14 protein-coding genes and 2 pseudogenes are annotated in these 14,876 nt (G+C 59.2%); 11 read left to right on the top strand and 5 right to left on the bottom strand.

Translation table 11 applies throughout. The features are described 5' to 3' along the window. Positions 1–37 precede the first annotated feature (37 nt). The 7 genes from FBZ99_RS21690 (at position 38) to FBZ99_RS21660 (ending at position 5,428) form a co-directional block, all read left to right on the top strand. Complete coding sequence (locus FBZ99_RS21690) at positions 38–694, top strand: class II aldolase/adducin family protein (protein WP_069610444.1); 657 nt, start codon at positions 38–40, stop codon at positions 692–694. A gap of 87 nt (positions 695–781) precedes the next feature. Further along, positions 782–1,057, top strand: coding sequence for a ribbon-helix-helix domain-containing protein (locus FBZ99_RS21685; RefSeq protein ID WP_095437326.1), 276 nt, complete (start codon positions 782–784; stop codon positions 1,055–1,057). Continuing rightward, entirely contained in the window at positions 1,044–1,388 is a 345-nt protein-coding gene (locus FBZ99_RS21680; RefSeq protein ID WP_113350820.1) for a type II toxin-antitoxin system RelE/ParE family toxin, read from the top strand. The genes FBZ99_RS21685 and FBZ99_RS21680 overlap by 14 nt, the downstream gene beginning before the upstream one ends. A 177-nt stretch (positions 1,389–1,565) precedes the next feature. After that, positions 1,566–2,240 carry a response regulator transcription factor gene (locus tag FBZ99_RS21675; protein ID WP_113329383.1) on the top strand — a complete coding sequence of 225 codons (675 nt, stop codon included), beginning with the start codon at positions 1,566–1,568 and terminating at the stop codon, positions 2,238–2,240. Further along, positions 2,237–3,688: a sensor histidine kinase gene (locus tag FBZ99_RS21670; protein WP_113350821.1), complete on the top strand. Its 1,452-nt coding sequence runs from the start codon at positions 2,237–2,239 to the stop codon at positions 3,686–3,688. Before FBZ99_RS21675 ends, FBZ99_RS21670 begins: the two co-directional genes overlap by 4 nt. A 223-nt stretch (positions 3,689–3,911) precedes the next feature. After that, entirely contained in the window at positions 3,912–4,502 is a 591-nt protein-coding gene (locus tag FBZ99_RS21665) for an ankyrin repeat domain-containing protein (RefSeq protein WP_210248388.1), read from the top strand. An 89-nt stretch (positions 4,503–4,591) separates the two neighbouring features. Continuing rightward, positions 4,592–5,428 carry a bifunctional allantoicase/(S)-ureidoglycine aminohydrolase gene (locus FBZ99_RS21660; protein ID WP_113350823.1) on the top strand — a complete coding sequence of 279 codons (837 nt, stop codon included), beginning with the start codon at positions 4,592–4,594 and terminating at the stop codon, positions 5,426–5,428. An 83-nt stretch (positions 5,429–5,511) separates the two neighbouring features. On the opposite strand, the gene FBZ99_RS21655 is transcribed toward FBZ99_RS21660, so the two are convergent. The 3 genes and pseudogenes from FBZ99_RS21655 to FBZ99_RS33915 all read right to left on the bottom strand — a co-directional run. After that, on the bottom strand, positions 5,512–6,468 hold the full coding sequence (locus FBZ99_RS21655; protein ID WP_113350824.1) for a pilus assembly protein TadG-related protein: 957 nt from the start codon (positions 6,466–6,468) through the stop codon (positions 5,512–5,514). Between the two features lie 227 nt (positions 6,469–6,695). After that, the gene (locus FBZ99_RS21650) at positions 6,696–8,090 is read right to left on the bottom strand and encodes a tetratricopeptide repeat protein (RefSeq protein WP_442966502.1); all 1,395 of its coding nucleotides are present in this window, start codon (positions 8,088–8,090) and stop codon (positions 6,696–6,698) included. 117 nt (positions 8,091–8,207) lie between these two features. Further along, positions 8,208–8,429 (bottom strand): annotated as a pseudogene (locus FBZ99_RS33915) (winged helix-turn-helix domain-containing protein); the annotation flags it as partial. 450 nt (positions 8,430–8,879) lie between these two features. On the opposite strand from FBZ99_RS33915, the gene FBZ99_RS21645 reads away from it, so the two are divergent. The 4 genes and pseudogenes from FBZ99_RS21645 to FBZ99_RS21635 all read left to right on the top strand — a co-directional run bounded on the left by FBZ99_RS21645 (position 8,880) and on the right by FBZ99_RS21635 (position 12,130). Next, entirely contained in the window at positions 8,880–9,833 is a 954-nt protein-coding gene (locus tag FBZ99_RS21645) for a hypothetical protein (RefSeq protein ID WP_186450328.1), read from the top strand. Between the two features lie 121 nt (positions 9,834–9,954). Further along, positions 9,955–10,236: pseudogene (locus FBZ99_RS33910) on the top strand (dioxygenase); the annotation flags it as partial. Between the two features lie 17 nt (positions 10,237–10,253). Further along, on the top strand, positions 10,254–10,388 hold the full coding sequence (locus FBZ99_RS33905) for a hypothetical protein (RefSeq protein ID WP_442966498.1): 135 nt from the start codon (positions 10,254–10,256) through the stop codon (positions 10,386–10,388). 275 nt (positions 10,389–10,663) lie between these two features. After that, positions 10,664–12,130 (top strand): glucosamine inositolphosphorylceramide transferase family protein, encoded by a 1,467-nt coding sequence (locus FBZ99_RS21635; RefSeq protein ID WP_113350826.1) that lies wholly within the window; start codon positions 10,664–10,666, stop codon positions 12,128–12,130. Here FBZ99_RS21635 and FBZ99_RS21630 read toward each other — a convergent pair. Then, complete coding sequence (locus FBZ99_RS21630; RefSeq protein ID WP_113350827.1) at positions 12,083–13,225, bottom strand: glycosyltransferase family 4 protein; 1,143 nt, start codon at positions 13,223–13,225, stop codon at positions 12,083–12,085. The genes FBZ99_RS21635 and FBZ99_RS21630 overlap by 48 nt on opposite strands. Continuing rightward, positions 13,222–14,634, bottom strand: coding sequence for a lipopolysaccharide biosynthesis protein (locus tag FBZ99_RS21625; protein ID WP_145634743.1), 1,413 nt, complete (start codon positions 14,632–14,634; stop codon positions 13,222–13,224). The genes FBZ99_RS21630 and FBZ99_RS21625 overlap by 4 nt, the downstream gene beginning before the upstream one ends. Positions 14,635–14,876: the final 242 nt, after the last annotated feature.

Below are 14,876 nucleotides of genomic sequence, written 5' to 3'. Positions count from 1 at the left end.
CGTGACGACTTATGACGACAATGCCCTGCGCGAAGACATGGTGGCGATCTGCCGCCGGATGAACGCATCCGGCATCAACCAGGGAACGGCCGGCAACGTTTCGGTGCGGAATCCCAAGGGATTTCTGGTCACGCCAACCTCTCTGCCCTATGACATGATGCAGCCAAAAGACCTGGTGCAGATGTATTTCGATGGCAGCTACGAGGGCGAGCGCCGGCCATCGTCCGAGTGGCGATTCCATCGCGATATTCTCGCGTCCCGCGAGGATATCGATTGCGTGCTCCATTGCCACTCGGTTTATGCGACCACGCTCGCCGTACACCATAAGACCATTCCGAGCTTTCACTATATGACCGGTGTAGCGGGCGGCACGACGATCCGCTGCGCTCGCTACGCCACCTTCGGCACCCAGGCGCTTTCGGATGCTGCGATCGAAGCGCTGCAGGATAGGCTAGCCTGCCTGCTCGGTCAGCACGGACAGATCTCGCTCGGGAAGACGCCGGCCGCCGCCCTTGCGCTTGCCATCGAGGTCGAAACCCTCTCCCGCCTTTATGTGCAGGCGCTGACACTTGGCGAGCCGCCCATTCTTGACGACGAGGAAATGGCGCGCGTCATCCAGCAGATGAAGAACATGAGCTATGGACAGGCGCCGGATTTGGATGGGGTCAACGATGTGGCAAAGCGGCGGCAATAATCCCTCGCCGCCTTCAATCGTCTCGCCGCGAAGTCTTGACATGTGTGCGACTGAGTAGCACCTTAGGCTCCTGAAGGAGATTATCCCGTGAGCGTCAAGTCGTCGATATCGTTAACCGATCAGCAGGATGCATTTGCTCGCTCGCTTGTCGAGACGGGCCGCTATTCCAGCCTGAGTTCGGTTCTCCAGCAGGGCCTGGAACTGCTGCGACAGAAAACGGAAGCGGAAGCGGCCGAGACGGAAGGGCTGCGCAGGCTCATTCAGCGCCGCGTCGACGGACCGAAGATTCCGGCTCAGGACATGGAAGAGCGGATCGAGAGCATGATCGAACGCAAACGGCGAGCTCTTCGTGTGGAGCCTTGAATATTCCAGGGATGCCGATCTCGATTTCGAACTGACCTTCGATCATCTGTTTGCGGCCTATCTCGATCTTGGAGACTCGTCTGGGGAAGCTCTAGAGCGCGCGGCCAGCCGTATTCGTGAACTCCGTCGGGAAATCGATCGGTTGGTCGAGACCCCATATATCGGAACATTGCGGCCGGATATCTATCCTGGCATCCGTTTCCTGCGGCGCGACAAGGCAGCCGTCTGGTTTCTGCCGATCGAGGAACGCAAAACGATCGTTGTTGCGGCGATTTTTTTTGGCGGTCAGGATCATATCAGGCGGATGCTGGCGCGCATGCTGCAGCGATAAGGCTTCAATTGTCTGCTCGAATGGGGTTTCCGGCTTCGAGCAGGGTCATTTCTTATTGGTTGCGACCCATTGGCTCCATCCTGATGCCACTTCCGCAATCTGCGTGTAATGTAGCCGCAATCTTTGGCTGTCAGTGGGGGCGAAGGATGGCAATCGCCGTCCTTTGGGGAAAAGTCATTGCGAATTCTGCTGCTTGAGGATGAGCCCGAAATGGCCCGCGCGCTGCTTGAAGCGTTGCGGCGTCGCGATGTGCTCGCCGACCATGTCCGAACGATTGCGGATGCCGATGCCATGGCCCGCGTTGGAACCTATGACGTCCTCGTGCTGGATCGTCGCCTGCCTGACGGCGAAGGACTGGATCTCGTGGCGGCGCTGCGTCAGCGCAAGCATCCCGTCCCGATCCTCGTGCTGACGGCGCTTGGCAGCGTCGATCACCGCGTCGACGGGCTCGACAGCGGTGCCGACGACTATCTTGCAAAGCCTTTCGCGATCGAGGAATTGCTGGCGCGCTTGAGAGCTCTCCAGAGACGAGGGCCGACGGTTTCCGACAGATATCTGACTTTCGGCAATCTGAGCGTCGATCCGCGCACCAATGAGATCGTCGTCGGCAGCGCGCTCGTCGAGTTCCCGCGACGCGAATATCTGGTGCTGGAGACGCTGATGCGCCGTCCGAATCGCATCGTGACGAGACCGAACCTGATCGAAGCGGTTTACGCCCTTGAGGACGAAATCGGATCGAACGCTCTGGATGCGCATATCTCGCGCATTCGAAAGAAGCTGCTTCTGGCCGAAGCCACGGTCGAGATAAGAGCGGTGCGGAACATCGGCTATCTGATCCGGGCGAAGGCATGAACCCGGAACGCAGCCGATCGCTACGCTGGGGACTGATAAAACGCCTGATCGTCCTGCAGGCCTTTCTTCTTGTTCTTTTCTTCGTCCTTCTCGTTGCCTGGCTCTGGATCATCAATCCGGAGCTGGAAGATGCCAATGAAGAGGCCGTTCGCGTTGTCGCTCAGCAGATTACAAGGGATGATGACGGGCAGTTGCAGGTGGCCGAGACGCAGGAGGTGATAGAGCTGAAGCAGCGCTATCCGGACCTCTGGTTCATGATCCGCGACCATAAGGGAGTACTCTTCCAATATGGAGAGATGCCGGCCGCCGCTCTCAACGAGAGCTTTCCGTGGACGATCGAGCGAATCAGGGTCGAAGCCGCCAACGGCGTGCATGCCACGGTCGAAAACCGGGAGACGTCCATCGGCCAGCTGCAGATCATGGCGGCTACCGAACGCGGCTTTGACAATGATGGCTTGAATGTGTGGATCAACATGCGTGTCGAGATGGCCAGGGGACCCCATGGTGAAATCGAATGGCTCAAAGTATTGCCGGCGCTTGCATTCGTCACCTTGATCGGCGTCGTTCCCATACTGGCATTGACGGGCGTCGCGACGCTGCTCGTCACGCCACGTGCCGTCGGCCGGTCGTTGAGCGGGCTGGTGGAGACGGCAACGCAGGCGCAGGCGATCGATTTCGACAGCCGTTCGGCCCGCCTCGAGCGCTCGAAGGTGCCGACCGAGATCATCCCTCTGGTCGACGCGTTCAACCATGCCCTCTCGAAGCTGGATGAAGGGTATAACAGGCACAATCGCTTTCTTGCCGATGCCGCCCATGAGCTGCGGACGCCGATCGCGATTGCACGGACACGGGCGGACCTTCTGCCCGATGCCGAAATCAGTCACCAGCTTCGGGACGATATCGACCGGCTGTCCCGCGTCGCCCATCAACTCCTGGAGATGCAGGCGATCGGCGTGGTCGAATTGCGTGCAGAGAAGAAGGATCTGAATGTGCTGGTCGAAACCATCGCCGCCGATCTTGCGCCGATTGCGATGGACGCCGGCTATGATTTCGACTTCGAGCCGAGCCCCGAGGAAGCGGTCTTCGTGATCCAGACCTCGACGATAGAAATGGCTGTGGTCAATCTGATCCGGAATGCGATCGACCATGCCGGAGGGAAGGGCTCGATCGTCGTTCGCGTCGGCGCCGGCGGCACCATCGATGTCTGCGACGAAGGTCCCGGCATACCGCTGGCGGAGCGCGGTCGCGTCTTCGAGCCGTTTCGCCGCATCAATGCCAGTTCATCCGGCGCGGGGCTGGGGTTGAATCTGGTCAAGAAGGCCGCCGAACTGCATGGTGGACGGGTTTCGTTTCTAGACACCGGCCATGGTTTTTGCGTGCGGCTGCAGATCGGCTCCATACCGCCGTCGGTCGTGGTGGCGGACATGGGCTGGCGACAACAGCGCTAAATGTCGATCCTAAATCGCGGATGCCGGCTATTGCAGCGCAAAATCCTGAAACTGTTTTTATTTTCTCAGCGGTCAGGGCTCGGATATTTGATTTTCCGACGCCGGGTTCCCTGCTAGGTTTCGGGGAGAGGCACCACCGGGATAAGGCATGTTGAAACTTTTATTGTCGGCTTTGTTCTTCCTGACGGCTGCCTGCACTTCTTTTCTTGCCTTCGGCGACACGATGGATCTTCGACTGCATAAGGCTGCCGCAACCGGTGACGTCGCGGCCATCCAACAATTGCTCGATAGCGGTGCCGCCATCGAGGCTCGGGATGCAAAGGGCGCAACGCCGCTGTTGGTCGCGACGCACGCCAACAGGGTGGACGCCGCGCGAGCATTGATCGAGGCGGGTGCCGACGTCAATGCCAAGGACGATATTCAAGACAGTCCCTATCTCTATGCCGGCGCTCGCGGCCATCTGGATATTCTCAAGCTGACGCTCGCGCATGGGGCGGATCTCGAGAGCATCAACCGCTATGGCGGCACGGCGCTTATTCCCGCCTCCGAACGCGGTCACGTCGAAGCCGTCGACACGTTGATCAAGGCGGGTGTCAACGTCGATCACGTCAACCGGCTGGGGTGGACTGCCCTGATCGAGGCTATCATTCTCGGCAATGGCGGTTCGCGTCATGTTGAGATCGTCAGGCTGTTGATAGATGCAGGCGCAAACGTCAATCTGGCCGACAATGACGGCGTGACGCCGCTGCATCATGCTCGTAGTCGCGGGTATGATGGGATCGTGAAATTATTGGAGGTGGCGGGGGCGACGTAACGAGACGTTCCGACTTCCGGCACTATGCAATACCACGGGGAGGCACATGCCTCGGTCTCCCGAAACGATGAGAATGAAGGGCTTGGACAATGGAAAGAAAATACTATTCCTCTCTTGGCGGCCATCCGCCGCAGAGCGATCTGCTGACGGGGCGGGCCGTATTCACGGAGGCCTATGCGGTCATCCCCAAGGGAGTGATGCAGGATATCGTCACCAGCTATTTGCCCTTCTGGAACGATACGCGCTGCTGGGTGATCGCAAGGCCGCTTTCGGGTTTTGCCGAGACCTTTTCGCAGTATGTCATGGAAGTGGCGCCGGGCGGCGGCAGCGACCGGCCGGAGCAGGATGCCGAGGCCGAAGGCGTGTTGTTCGTTGTCGACGGCGAGATCGAACTCACCTTGCCCTCCGGCAAGCATGTTCTCCAGCCGGGCGGCTATGCCTTCCTGCCACCGGGCCTGAAATGGTCGCTGCACAACCGCTCCGGCGCTCATGCCCGTTTCCACTGGGTGCGCAAGGCATATGAGACAGTCGAGGGGCTGGCTCATCCTGAACCGCTCATCTTGAACGAGAAGGATATTACGCCGTCCGCCATGCCGGGCACGGAGGGGCGCTGGGCAACGACCCGCTTCGTCGATCCGTCCGACCTGCGGCATGACATGCACGTGACGATCGTCACTCTCCAACCCGGTGCTGTCATTCCCTTCGCGGAGACCCATGTCATGGAGCACGGCCTCTATGTGCTGGAAGGCAAGGCCGTCTATCGCTTGAACCAGGATTGGGTCGAAGTCGAGGCCGGCGACTTCATGTGGTTGCGCGCCTTTTGCCCGCAGGCGTGCTATGCCGGCGGTCCAGGTCCGTTCCGCTATCTGCTCTATAAGGACGTCAATCGCCATATGGCGCTTCGTCCCTTCGGCGCGCGCCGTTAAGCCATGCGGTTTTGCGACAAGCTCGGCGCCCATGGCGCCGGCTTAGGGTCATCGATGCGGCCGGTCGTCAGCTTGCCGTCGCATCAGTTCGTGAGGCGCACGGCATCGCCGTCGGCCGAGGAACATTGCGACGAGATCGTATAGAAAAAGTCCTGTCGATCCCAACCGCCGCCATCTTCCCAGGCGTGCTTTTGTGCGGCCTGGCAGCCGAAATAATTCTCGATCGGCAAGGTGACGCCTTTGGGAAGTTGGCTGCCGTCGACGAAGAGATAATTCGACGTATTCGGATCATCTGTCCGCAGGGTCAGATCGTATTTTGTGCCGGCCGAGTTCTTGCTGTTGCAGTTCACGGCGTTGTTGTTCGAGATGGTCGCGGCCTGGCCAGGTGGACAGCCATCATCTTTGACGTCCATCTGCAGTACGAGCTTGGTATATTGGCCCAGCGTAATCGGGCCGGACGGGACGGCCGTCATGGTGCCCTGGCCACCGTTGTTATGGGTTGTCGGCTGATAGGTTACGGTGCCGACCACGGTTTCGGCCGTTGCATTGGGTCTGACGACACGGATCGTGATGACTTTGTAGTACCATCCTTGCGCCTGTGTCGGGGTGATGGTCACGATGTCAGGCTTTGCCGGCGCCGTGGCTTGGGAGTTCACGCCGATGTCGACGCTGTTGATATTGACGATGCGCATCAGATTTGTCGGCACCGCTCCGGTCAAATTCACCGAAAGGATGCGTCCGTTTGCCGTGATAGTATAGCTAAGGTTGGCAGGTGTCGTGTCCGCGTAGGCGGTGATGAAGCGTGTGGCTTCTGCCTGCGCCGCGGCAAGGTTGGTACCATCGAAGATCTTGCCGCCGGCCAGAGCGGCACCATCGGCGATTTCCTGCAAATTCGTTCGCTGATGTACCGCAGATGCGTAATCCACTGCCAAGCCTGCAGCTGCAGCCAGCGGGACTGCGATCAACGCCGTCAATGTCGCGAAATTGCCAGCACGATCCTTTGTCAGGCGGTCAAATCGCCGCAAAAAGCGAGTGCTCATTATTCCTACCAGAAAAAAGCCTGAACTTTGGTCGGAGAATGGGCAAAATATATAAAGACGTGGTTTAGAAGGAGACTCAAGTTGTAGCCATAGGCAGCATTTTTATGCTGATGTTCAGGTGGAAAAGACTTTCTGATACTTTGATGATGCTGTGTCTACGGGGATTTATCTAGGGTAGATATTGAGCATCTCGGCAATCTGCGGCACGCATTCGCCATACATTCTCGTCAATTCGGGTCGTCTGGTTTTTGCGCTTCGTCGTCAGCCGGCAGGCCGAGATCGATCAGCGTTTGGCTGATGTCCCGGCGCGCTGCGAGGTAGATCGGGCTGGTATTGCGAGCGGGCAGGGCGATATTCGCGGCTGTCGAGCCTGGCCTTAGTTCCAACCCCTTCGCCAGAGCTAGTCTGGCTTCGTCCGTTCGGCCCAATCGTTGATAAGCGGTCGCCAAAAGCATATGCGCCCGGCCCGTCCCGGAGGTGATCGCGATGGAGCGTTGCAGCCATCCAATGGCATCTTCATTGCGATTGAGAAGGATATCCGCCCATCCCGCGCCCAGCAGCCAGGTCCAGCGAGACACTGCCGGCGTGTCGAAGCGGTCCGCCAGCTCGAATGTCGCAAGCGCATCTTCGAAACGCCCGAGCTGGATCTGCGTCAGGCCCAGCTGGAAGAGCGCCGCGCCATCCCACGGGTTGAGGCTCAGCGCTCTTGCGCAAGTCACAAGGCTTTCGGAAAACTGGTTGGTTGCGGTCAGGAAACGGCAATAGGTGTCGAGCACCGGCAGAGAGTTCGGTCTTGTTCGTAGCGCGTGCTCGATCAGGAATCTTGCCTCGTTCTCTGCTGACCTGCTCTCGGCCGGATCATACCAGTCGAGCTGAATGCCGCGCAGATGCAGCGTGGCAAGCGCGATCTGCAGATCGGCATTATCAGGCTGATCGCGCAGATATTTTTCAAGAATCGATCGTGCCGTCGCGAAGCGTTCCTTCGTCGTCTGATTGATTGACGCGGTTGCCTGTTGGATCGCGACATTGGCGGCGCCGGCTTGGGCTGCAGGGCTACCTGCTTCTTCGAGTTTGTTGAGACGGTTGGCAACATCGTAGCCGGCTCCCGCAGCGAGCCGTGAGGCAAGGCGCTGCCCGTCGGCTTCGGTGGCATCCAGCGTCACTTCGGCGACCGATTCGATCTCGCGGCTGCTCACCTTGATGAGCCGTGTTTGAAGGATCCAGGATTCCGGGCTTCTTTGCAGCTCACTCTGCAAGAGAAAATCGGTTTCGCCGCCAACTCCGGATGTGGGTTTGGCGGCTGCCGCCGGGCTCTGTTCCTTCGGCGCTATCAGACGGATATTGTCGATGGCGGCGAGGCCGTTGATCATCTCCGCAGCGATGCCCTGCGCCAAAACGGCGCTCTGCGCATCGCCAACAGTATCGATAACAGGCAGAACTTCGATGACCGATGGCCCCGCTCCCAAGACCTTGCCAAGGCGAGAGGAAAACAAAGCGAGGCCAATGACGACGGCGATCATGCAAAGCATTGCCAACGCGCCGAGCGCCAAAACCTTGCGCGACCCGCGTCGACCGGGTGTCTCAGCACCATTCGCCATGACACTTGTATCGGAGACCGGCATATCCGGTTCCGCAGGCTGCGGTGCCGAACTCTCCTGCCTTGTGGTTACCTGAGCGGTGAATAGATAACCACGACCAGATACAAGCTTGATCATATGCCGCTCAGTATCACCGAGCGCCGTGCGGATTTCACGAATGCATTGAAACAGGCTGTTTTCCCCTACATAGATCCCGGGCCAGACAGCTTCCATCAGTTCCTGTTTACCGACAACGCGCCCGTTATTCGCGACGAGGAGTTTCAGCAGTTCAAAGGTCTTTGGGCGCAGCCGGATCGCGGAACCGTCAGGCCTGTGAAGCTCGGCACGATCTGGATCGAGACCGAATCCAGCAAAATAAAACACCTGCTCCCAATGATCCTCAATTGTACCATTTAAAATATGACGCAATATAAAGAGAGCTTTGCTCGACAGTCAACGTGCCGACGCCGCTATCGAGAAAGGGATGACGCCGCTTGCTTCGTCGCGCGGCAAGTTCAAACGGAATTGGCTAAGTGCCAGTTTTTGCAACAAAATCATCAATATCAGAAAAATATCAGAAAATATCAGAACCTTGGCATGGCCTTATCAGGACCTCGCCGCCTGCTCCGACTATTATTTGAATAGATAATGAAAAATTACGGCGGTTATTCATGATGTGAGAGGAAGTGCTCAATATCGGCAAGAACTGTGGGGATATTCTTTGTTGCAACCCGCGCTTCTTCCGATTGCGCATTCCTCACAAGCATGATTGTCCCGGAACGGCATAGCAATGGCCTGGACGCCAGCCAGTCGGCAATCTTGAGAGAGCTTTCCATGGGAAAGGTGCTTGATTTTCTGGTGCAGCGGCCGGCAGGTGAGGCGGACGGTCTGTTCGAGCCGGTGGTATTTTCCCAAGCAGTCTTACTGTTGGCCCGTAGTTTCGTTGCGGTTCACGAGGCTTCGCCGCGAACTGCAGCACTTTTCGCAACACAGCAACGCTGGCTCCTCTGCCATGCAGCACTGGGAAATTACTTTCGAACAATTCGCGAGTCCGGAGCAGGACTAACCCGGCGGGGTCTAGGAAATCTCGCTCTGCAATATGCGATCGCCAGCCGCAATACGGCCTATGCTTTCTTTGACGAAGCCTTGCAATATGATGTCGTTCGCCCGATCGTCGCTGCCAATGGTCTGCCATCGGAGCAGGTAGCGCCGGCGCCGTTCATACTGGAGATGCTGGCCCACTGGTATAGCGTACATTTTCAAGCTCTCGACCTCATCGGCGGCGGCGGCAGGACGGCCAGATTCCACGCCGAGCCGGAAAGCCTGCTGGCATTGGTGCAGCCGATTGCGGCGCACGCACTTCTGACGAGTCCCGCAATACGCAGCCCCGGTCCGCTCTATACGATCTTCACCTGGGCGGATGCCGGCGGGCTGCTGATGGACCGGCTGATCGCCGGAATAGAGCCTGAGATGCTGGCGGGACAAGACAAGCTCCTGACGGATGTGAGCTCGATTTCCTATCTGGCTCAATCATTCGGTTTGTCGCGAGCCCATACCAGCCGCAAGCTTGCCGCGGCGGAATCGATCGGAGGCGTCGGCTGGAGTGGCCGGCGTGGTCGCTCTCGGCTGTGGATCTCGCGCGGCTTTTATGAGGAGTATGCGCACGCGCACGCCCGCAAGCTGCTCATTCTCGATGACGCGTTTACCAATGCCTTGTCGGCTCTGGTGCCTACCTCCGAAAAATCGGTGGTGATCGCGGATGGAGAATTGACGGAAGAGTGGGCCTGAAAAGGTCCTTGCCATCCAAAGACAATTCCAAGGCAGCTTTGTCTTCGGCATGTTGGCCGCCGTCGTCACAGATCCCCAGATCTGACAGGCCACGGTATCTTCACGGTGTTGACCGGCATCGGCGGTGAAGGAGCTGGAGCCGACACAGGACGAGTGGATGGAGGCAATCTTCTTCCCCACCCGCACCGGCCATACCTGCACCGACTGGCGGCAGGAATTCATCCTGCTATCGGATGTGCTCGGCGTCTCGATGCTGGTCGACGCGATCAACAACCGCAAGCCGTCGGGTGCATCGGAAAGCACTGTCCTTGGCCCCTTCCATGCCGCAGATGCCCCGGAATTGCCGATGGGCGCCAATATCTGCCTCGACCAGAAGGGCGAGGACATGGTGATCAGCGGCCGCACATCCATTCCGATGCGGTGTTCGGTGTCAAGGAGAGCCTGCTTGCCGAGTTCAAGCTCACCGAAGATCCCACCCGCGCCAAAGACCTGGGTTTCCGGGGCGCGTTCTGGCAGGTCGAGCACGATTTCGTGCTGGCGCCGGAGCGGAAGTGAAACTGAAGCATGTCGCGCAAAAGTGTGCAGCGGTTTTGCGACAACGACATGCACAAAATCAAAGGCCTAAAGCGCGGGAAACGACTCTGAAAGATCGCGACGTTCCACCATGGGTGCTGCGGTCGTCCGAATTTACTTACGGAAATTTTTCTTGACCGGTACTGACGTGCAATTCTCCAATACAACCTTAGAATAACGGGAAAGTAAGCTTTCCCGAATAAATGTAGTTCCCAGGCCTCAGAAGCTTCGCCGATGCTGCGGCGGATGGGAGCGTCATGCCATCGATCGATATCATCGTGCCGAAGTCCGCGCCTCGCCGCTGGCAGGAGATCGTGATCCGGCGCCTGCAGGCAGACGGCCACGACATTGCCGTCTCGCACGCAGCCGGGCCGGAAGTGTGGCCGGCAGCGGTCAATGCCGCTTTGGCTCTCGAGCGAACGATCTTCCGCCGGCGCGATCCGGCGCTTGCCGCTCCTCTATCGGAAATTCCCACGAGTATTCGCATTCGCCCTGCTGCATTTCGGCTGGATCTTGCCGGCAATGCTGCGCCATCGGATATTCCGACCATCACGTTGCAGTTCGACGGATCGCGGTCGGACCTCTCGGTCCCGATATCCGTCGCCGCCGGCGCCTTGCCCGTCATCGAAACCGTCCTGGATGGAAAGAGGGTGATAGGCCGAGCGCGGCCGATGATCGACAAGCGGGAATCCGCCTCGCTTGGCGTCGAAGATGTCTTGGCGCGTGCTATCACGCTTGCCGTTTCCACCGTTCGTGCCCTTGCCGAAAACCGCCTCGCTATGAACGAACCCGTGTCCACAGCGCCTGAAAATCCCGCTGCTGGAATGCTGGAGTTTGCATCTTCATATACGGCCCGCGCCCTGCCACGCCTGGGTCGGGAGGTGATACGGCGCGCACGTTTTCGTCATGCGCATTGGCGCGTCGGCTATCGCTTTACCGACGGGCCGGGTGTGGCAAGCACCTGTGGACTCGGCGAAGGCTGGTCGGTGCTGCCGGATGCGGGAGACCGTTTCTATGCCGATCCCTTTCCCTTTCAATGGCAGGATCGTTTCTTCCTGTTCGTGGAGGATTATCCGCACGCGACCGGCAAGGCAGTCATCTCGGTCGTGCCGTTCGATGCTGCCGGGAAGCCCGGAGAGCCGCGATGCGTGCTGGAAGAGCCTTATCATCTCTCTTATCCGCAAGTCTTCGAACGCGACGGCGCAATCTGGATGCTGCCTGAAGCAAGTTCGGGCGGAAAGCTCGTCCTCTATCGCTCCATCCAATTTCCGGATCGCTGGGCCCCCGAAGCCGTACTCATCGAAGGCGAGATTTCCGATGCGACACTCCTCGAGCATGGTGGCCGACTCTGGCTGTTTGCGACTGACCGCGATGGTTATGGCAGCACCTCCGATACGCTCGCGGTCTTCCATGCACACCGGCTTGCCGGCCCCTGGACACCGCATATGTTGAACCCGGTTCTCATCGATCGTCGCATGGCGCGCCCGGGCGGCGCCTTTGTCCGCGAGTGGGATGGCATCTATCTGCCGGTCCAAGACGGAACGCTCGGCTACGGCGGCGGGCTCGGTATCTCGCAATTGCTGGAGCTGGATGAAAAGACGGTTCGACTGTCCTCGCCCCGACCCATCGCGGCGCATGGTGATTGGCCCTATCCGAAAATCCATACGCTCAATCGCTCAGGCCGACTGGAGGTTATCGACGGGATTGCAGCCGTGCGGAAGTGAGCGGGAAGGAAGCAGCGCTTCGTAGCCGGCGCACATGCGCGCCGGCGAATATTGTTCCTTCAGCTGCCGTCCGGCAGCGGCAAGCCGAGCTGCAAGCTCGGGCCTGGCGATAAGTTCAGCAAGTCCATCAGCCATGCCCTTGGCATCGGCTTCGACGAAGAGCGCTGCAGCTTCGCCATCATCCGTGGTCAGCACTTCCCGCAGGACATCGAGCTTGCTGGTGACCACCGGCAGTCCGGAAATGGCTGCCTCGACGGCGGCAAGGCCAAAGGTTTCCGTCAAGGACGAAAAAGCATAGGCGTCTCCCGTTGCGAGGAATTCGAAGATACGCGAGGGAGGCACCTCGCCGACGAGATGCAGCCTGTCGGCGATGCCATTGTCCTTAGCAAAAGCGACGATCGCATCCTGCTCGGGGCCGGTGCCGGCGATAGCGATATGAATGTCGGGCAGATGGGCGAGGGCACCGACGAGCGCGATCTGGTTTTTCGATGGCGCCATGCGGCCAGAAGAGACGGCGAGCCATGCCTCTCGGGGAAGGTCAAAGGCGGCGCGCGCCGCTCCCTTGTCGAAGGCGGCCGAGGGTGCGGAAACGCCATGGTCGATGCGTAATGTCCGCCGCCGATAGGCTTTCGGGAAGGTGTCGAACTGTGCCTCCGTCCAGCGCGAATTGACGACGTTGGCATGATAGGCGCCGAGCGTGCCCATCAACTTGTCAATCTGCGTCAGGATCCCCCTGACGCCTCGGGTCTGGGGGGCGCCGCTCTGGTTTGCGATGATGAGGTCTGCACCGGCGAACCGCGCGCCGATGGTGCCGAAAATATTGCCGTAGTGCTGGAAGGTGATGACCACATCCGGCCGAGTCTTGCGCAGATAACCGGCAAGTCCGATGGTGGCCCGCATCTGGCCGAGCACGCCGCGCGGTGGCGTGGTGAGGATGAAATCAGCGTGCGGATCGCCGTCGTAGACTTCGGTTTTCCTATACATGAAGACTGTCCGCACATCATGGCCACGCGCGCGCAGTCCCTCGCCGACCATATCGGAAATCCGCTGTGCGCCACCCGCTTCTGCCTGGGTCTGGACCTGGATGATTTTCATGAGCGGCCTTTCAGGAAGGAGCGAGCGGCAAGCGCGTCTTCGCCGGCAAGAAAGCCGAGGATTGACGGGTTGATGCCGATGGTGCGGCGCGCGATGAACACGGCGGTCACGCACCAAACGATGATCGTACCGGCGATGGCGAGCGCTGCGCCGATCGGGCCGAGCCAATAGGTCAGCACCGCCGTTGCACAGAGCCCGAAGGTGTTGACGATAACAAGCAGCTTGAAAAGCGCGTGCTGGAGGCCCGTCAACTGCATGAGGATTTCGGTCGGCCCGCAGGCGGTGCCGATGGTCGCGCCGATGCCGAAGATAATCAGCGTCACCTGCATCGTCGGCGTGGCATAGGCGTGATTGAAGATCGACAGGATCAGGTTGCCGAAGACCAGGAAGGATACCATTACGCATAAGGCGATGATGAAGCCGCCCAGAGCTGCGAGACTGGTGATACGCTGCACATGTGCCCTGTCCCCAGTGTAGAAGGCGGCCGAGATCTGCGGCGCCAGCGCCTGGTTGATGCCGTTGAGTGCGAGGACGACCAGCCGCATCGTTCGATCCGCGACGAAAATCGCGCCAGCGGCCTCTGGGCCTAGAATGGCCGCGACAAGCAAGGTGCTCGCCTGGCTGAGCGCAGGCGGCAGCGCCGTGACGCCCCAGAGCCCGAACGTCACCGTCTTGAATTCATCCTTCTGTTCTGTCGTAAGCGGGCCGCGCTGCGCGCGCATCGTATCGCGAAAAAGCACGAATGTTTGCGGCGCGATCATGAGGAGCAGCAACCCGGCTGTCAGGTAGGTTGCGGTAACCGCGCTCATCCTCATCTGCATGAAATGGGCAAGCACGAAGACGGGGATTGCTACTGCCCGCCAAATGACATCGCGTGGCAGCAGGGCGAAGATGAGCGCATTCTTGGCGCGAAGGGCGCAGGCGACGAATTCCGACCAGCCGAGCGCGAAGGCCAACACCATGGTCGCCACGCAGATCGCCAGCCATTCGGGCGTCTGTCTGCCGGCGAATGGCAAAAAGCCGATGACGAGAATGAGCAGGCTGAAGCTCGCGAGCCCCATCAGTGCGACAAGGATGGAACGGGCCATCATGCCGTTTGCCGAATTCAGATCGTTATTGCCGGCATATTGCGGCCAGAACCTGAGCACTGCGCTTTGCTGGCCGACGATGGCGAAGAAGGAGACCAGGCTCGCTCCGGCATAGGCGGCGCTATAAAGACCGAACTGCCGCTCATCGGTCGTCATGGCGACGGCGACGAACATCAGGAACGAAAGGCCGGCACTGGCGAGCTTGATGGCACCGGCAACGGCGCCGCTCCTGGCAAGCGCGCCGATCGACAAGCGCAGGTTGCTCGCAGGCGGCGGCGTTTCGGCTGATATCGTATCGCTGCTGCCAGCTTTCTCACCCAACGCCCTGATCCTGTGTTGATTGCTGTCGACCGAATGGTCTGCAATGCCTGAAATAGAATGTATCTCTAATATCGTAAGTACTGATGCTTACGCCAGAATGAAGTCGCAACATGGTTACTTGCGATGTCTCAAGTCGATCACACGCTCTGGTGTAAATTCAACGGATGATTAACATTATTCACTAATACTGAATTTAGTGATGTGCGATGAGCCGGAGACCCGCGGCCCGCGGAGAGGAACAG

Origin of the sequence: Rhizobium sp. ERR 1071 (assembly GCF_007828675.1) — a bacterium.
In the GTDB taxonomy this organism is placed as follows: Bacteria; Pseudomonadota; Alphaproteobacteria; order Rhizobiales; family Rhizobiaceae; genus Rhizobium; species Rhizobium dioscoreae.
The sequence above is the reverse complement of the archived record's forward strand: the minus strand, read 5'-3'. Positions and strand labels throughout refer to the sequence as shown.

Excerpts from the sequence above, each read along its gene's own strand:
- FBZ99_RS21690 (WP_069610444.1), top strand. The coding sequence starts at position 38 with ATGGTGGCGATCTGCCGCCGGATGAACGCATCCGGCATCAACCAGGGA.
- FBZ99_RS21670 (WP_113350821.1), top strand. The coding sequence starts at position 2,237 with ATGAACCCGGAACGCAGCCGATCGCTACGCTGGGGACTGATAAAACGC.
- FBZ99_RS21665 (WP_210248388.1), top strand. The coding sequence starts at position 3,912 with ATGGATCTTCGACTGCATAAGGCTGCCGCAACCGGTGACGTCGCGGCC.
- FBZ99_RS21660 (WP_113350823.1), top strand. The coding sequence starts at position 4,592 with ATGGAAAGAAAATACTATTCCTCTCTTGGCGGCCATCCGCCGCAGAGC.
- FBZ99_RS21655 (WP_113350824.1), bottom strand. The coding sequence starts at position 6,468 with ATGAGCACTCGCTTTTTGCGGCGATTTGACCGCCTGACAAAGGATCGT.
- FBZ99_RS21650 (WP_442966502.1), bottom strand. The coding sequence starts at position 8,090 with ATGCCGGTCTCCGATACAAGTGTCATGGCGAATGGTGCTGAGACACCC.
- FBZ99_RS21645 (WP_186450328.1), top strand. The coding sequence starts at position 8,880 with ATGGGAAAGGTGCTTGATTTTCTGGTGCAGCGGCCGGCAGGTGAGGCG.
- FBZ99_RS21635 (WP_113350826.1), top strand. The coding sequence starts at position 10,664 with ATGCCATCGATCGATATCATCGTGCCGAAGTCCGCGCCTCGCCGCTGG.
- FBZ99_RS21630 (WP_113350827.1), bottom strand. The coding sequence starts at position 13,225 with ATGAAAATCATCCAGGTCCAGACCCAGGCAGAAGCGGGTGGCGCACAG.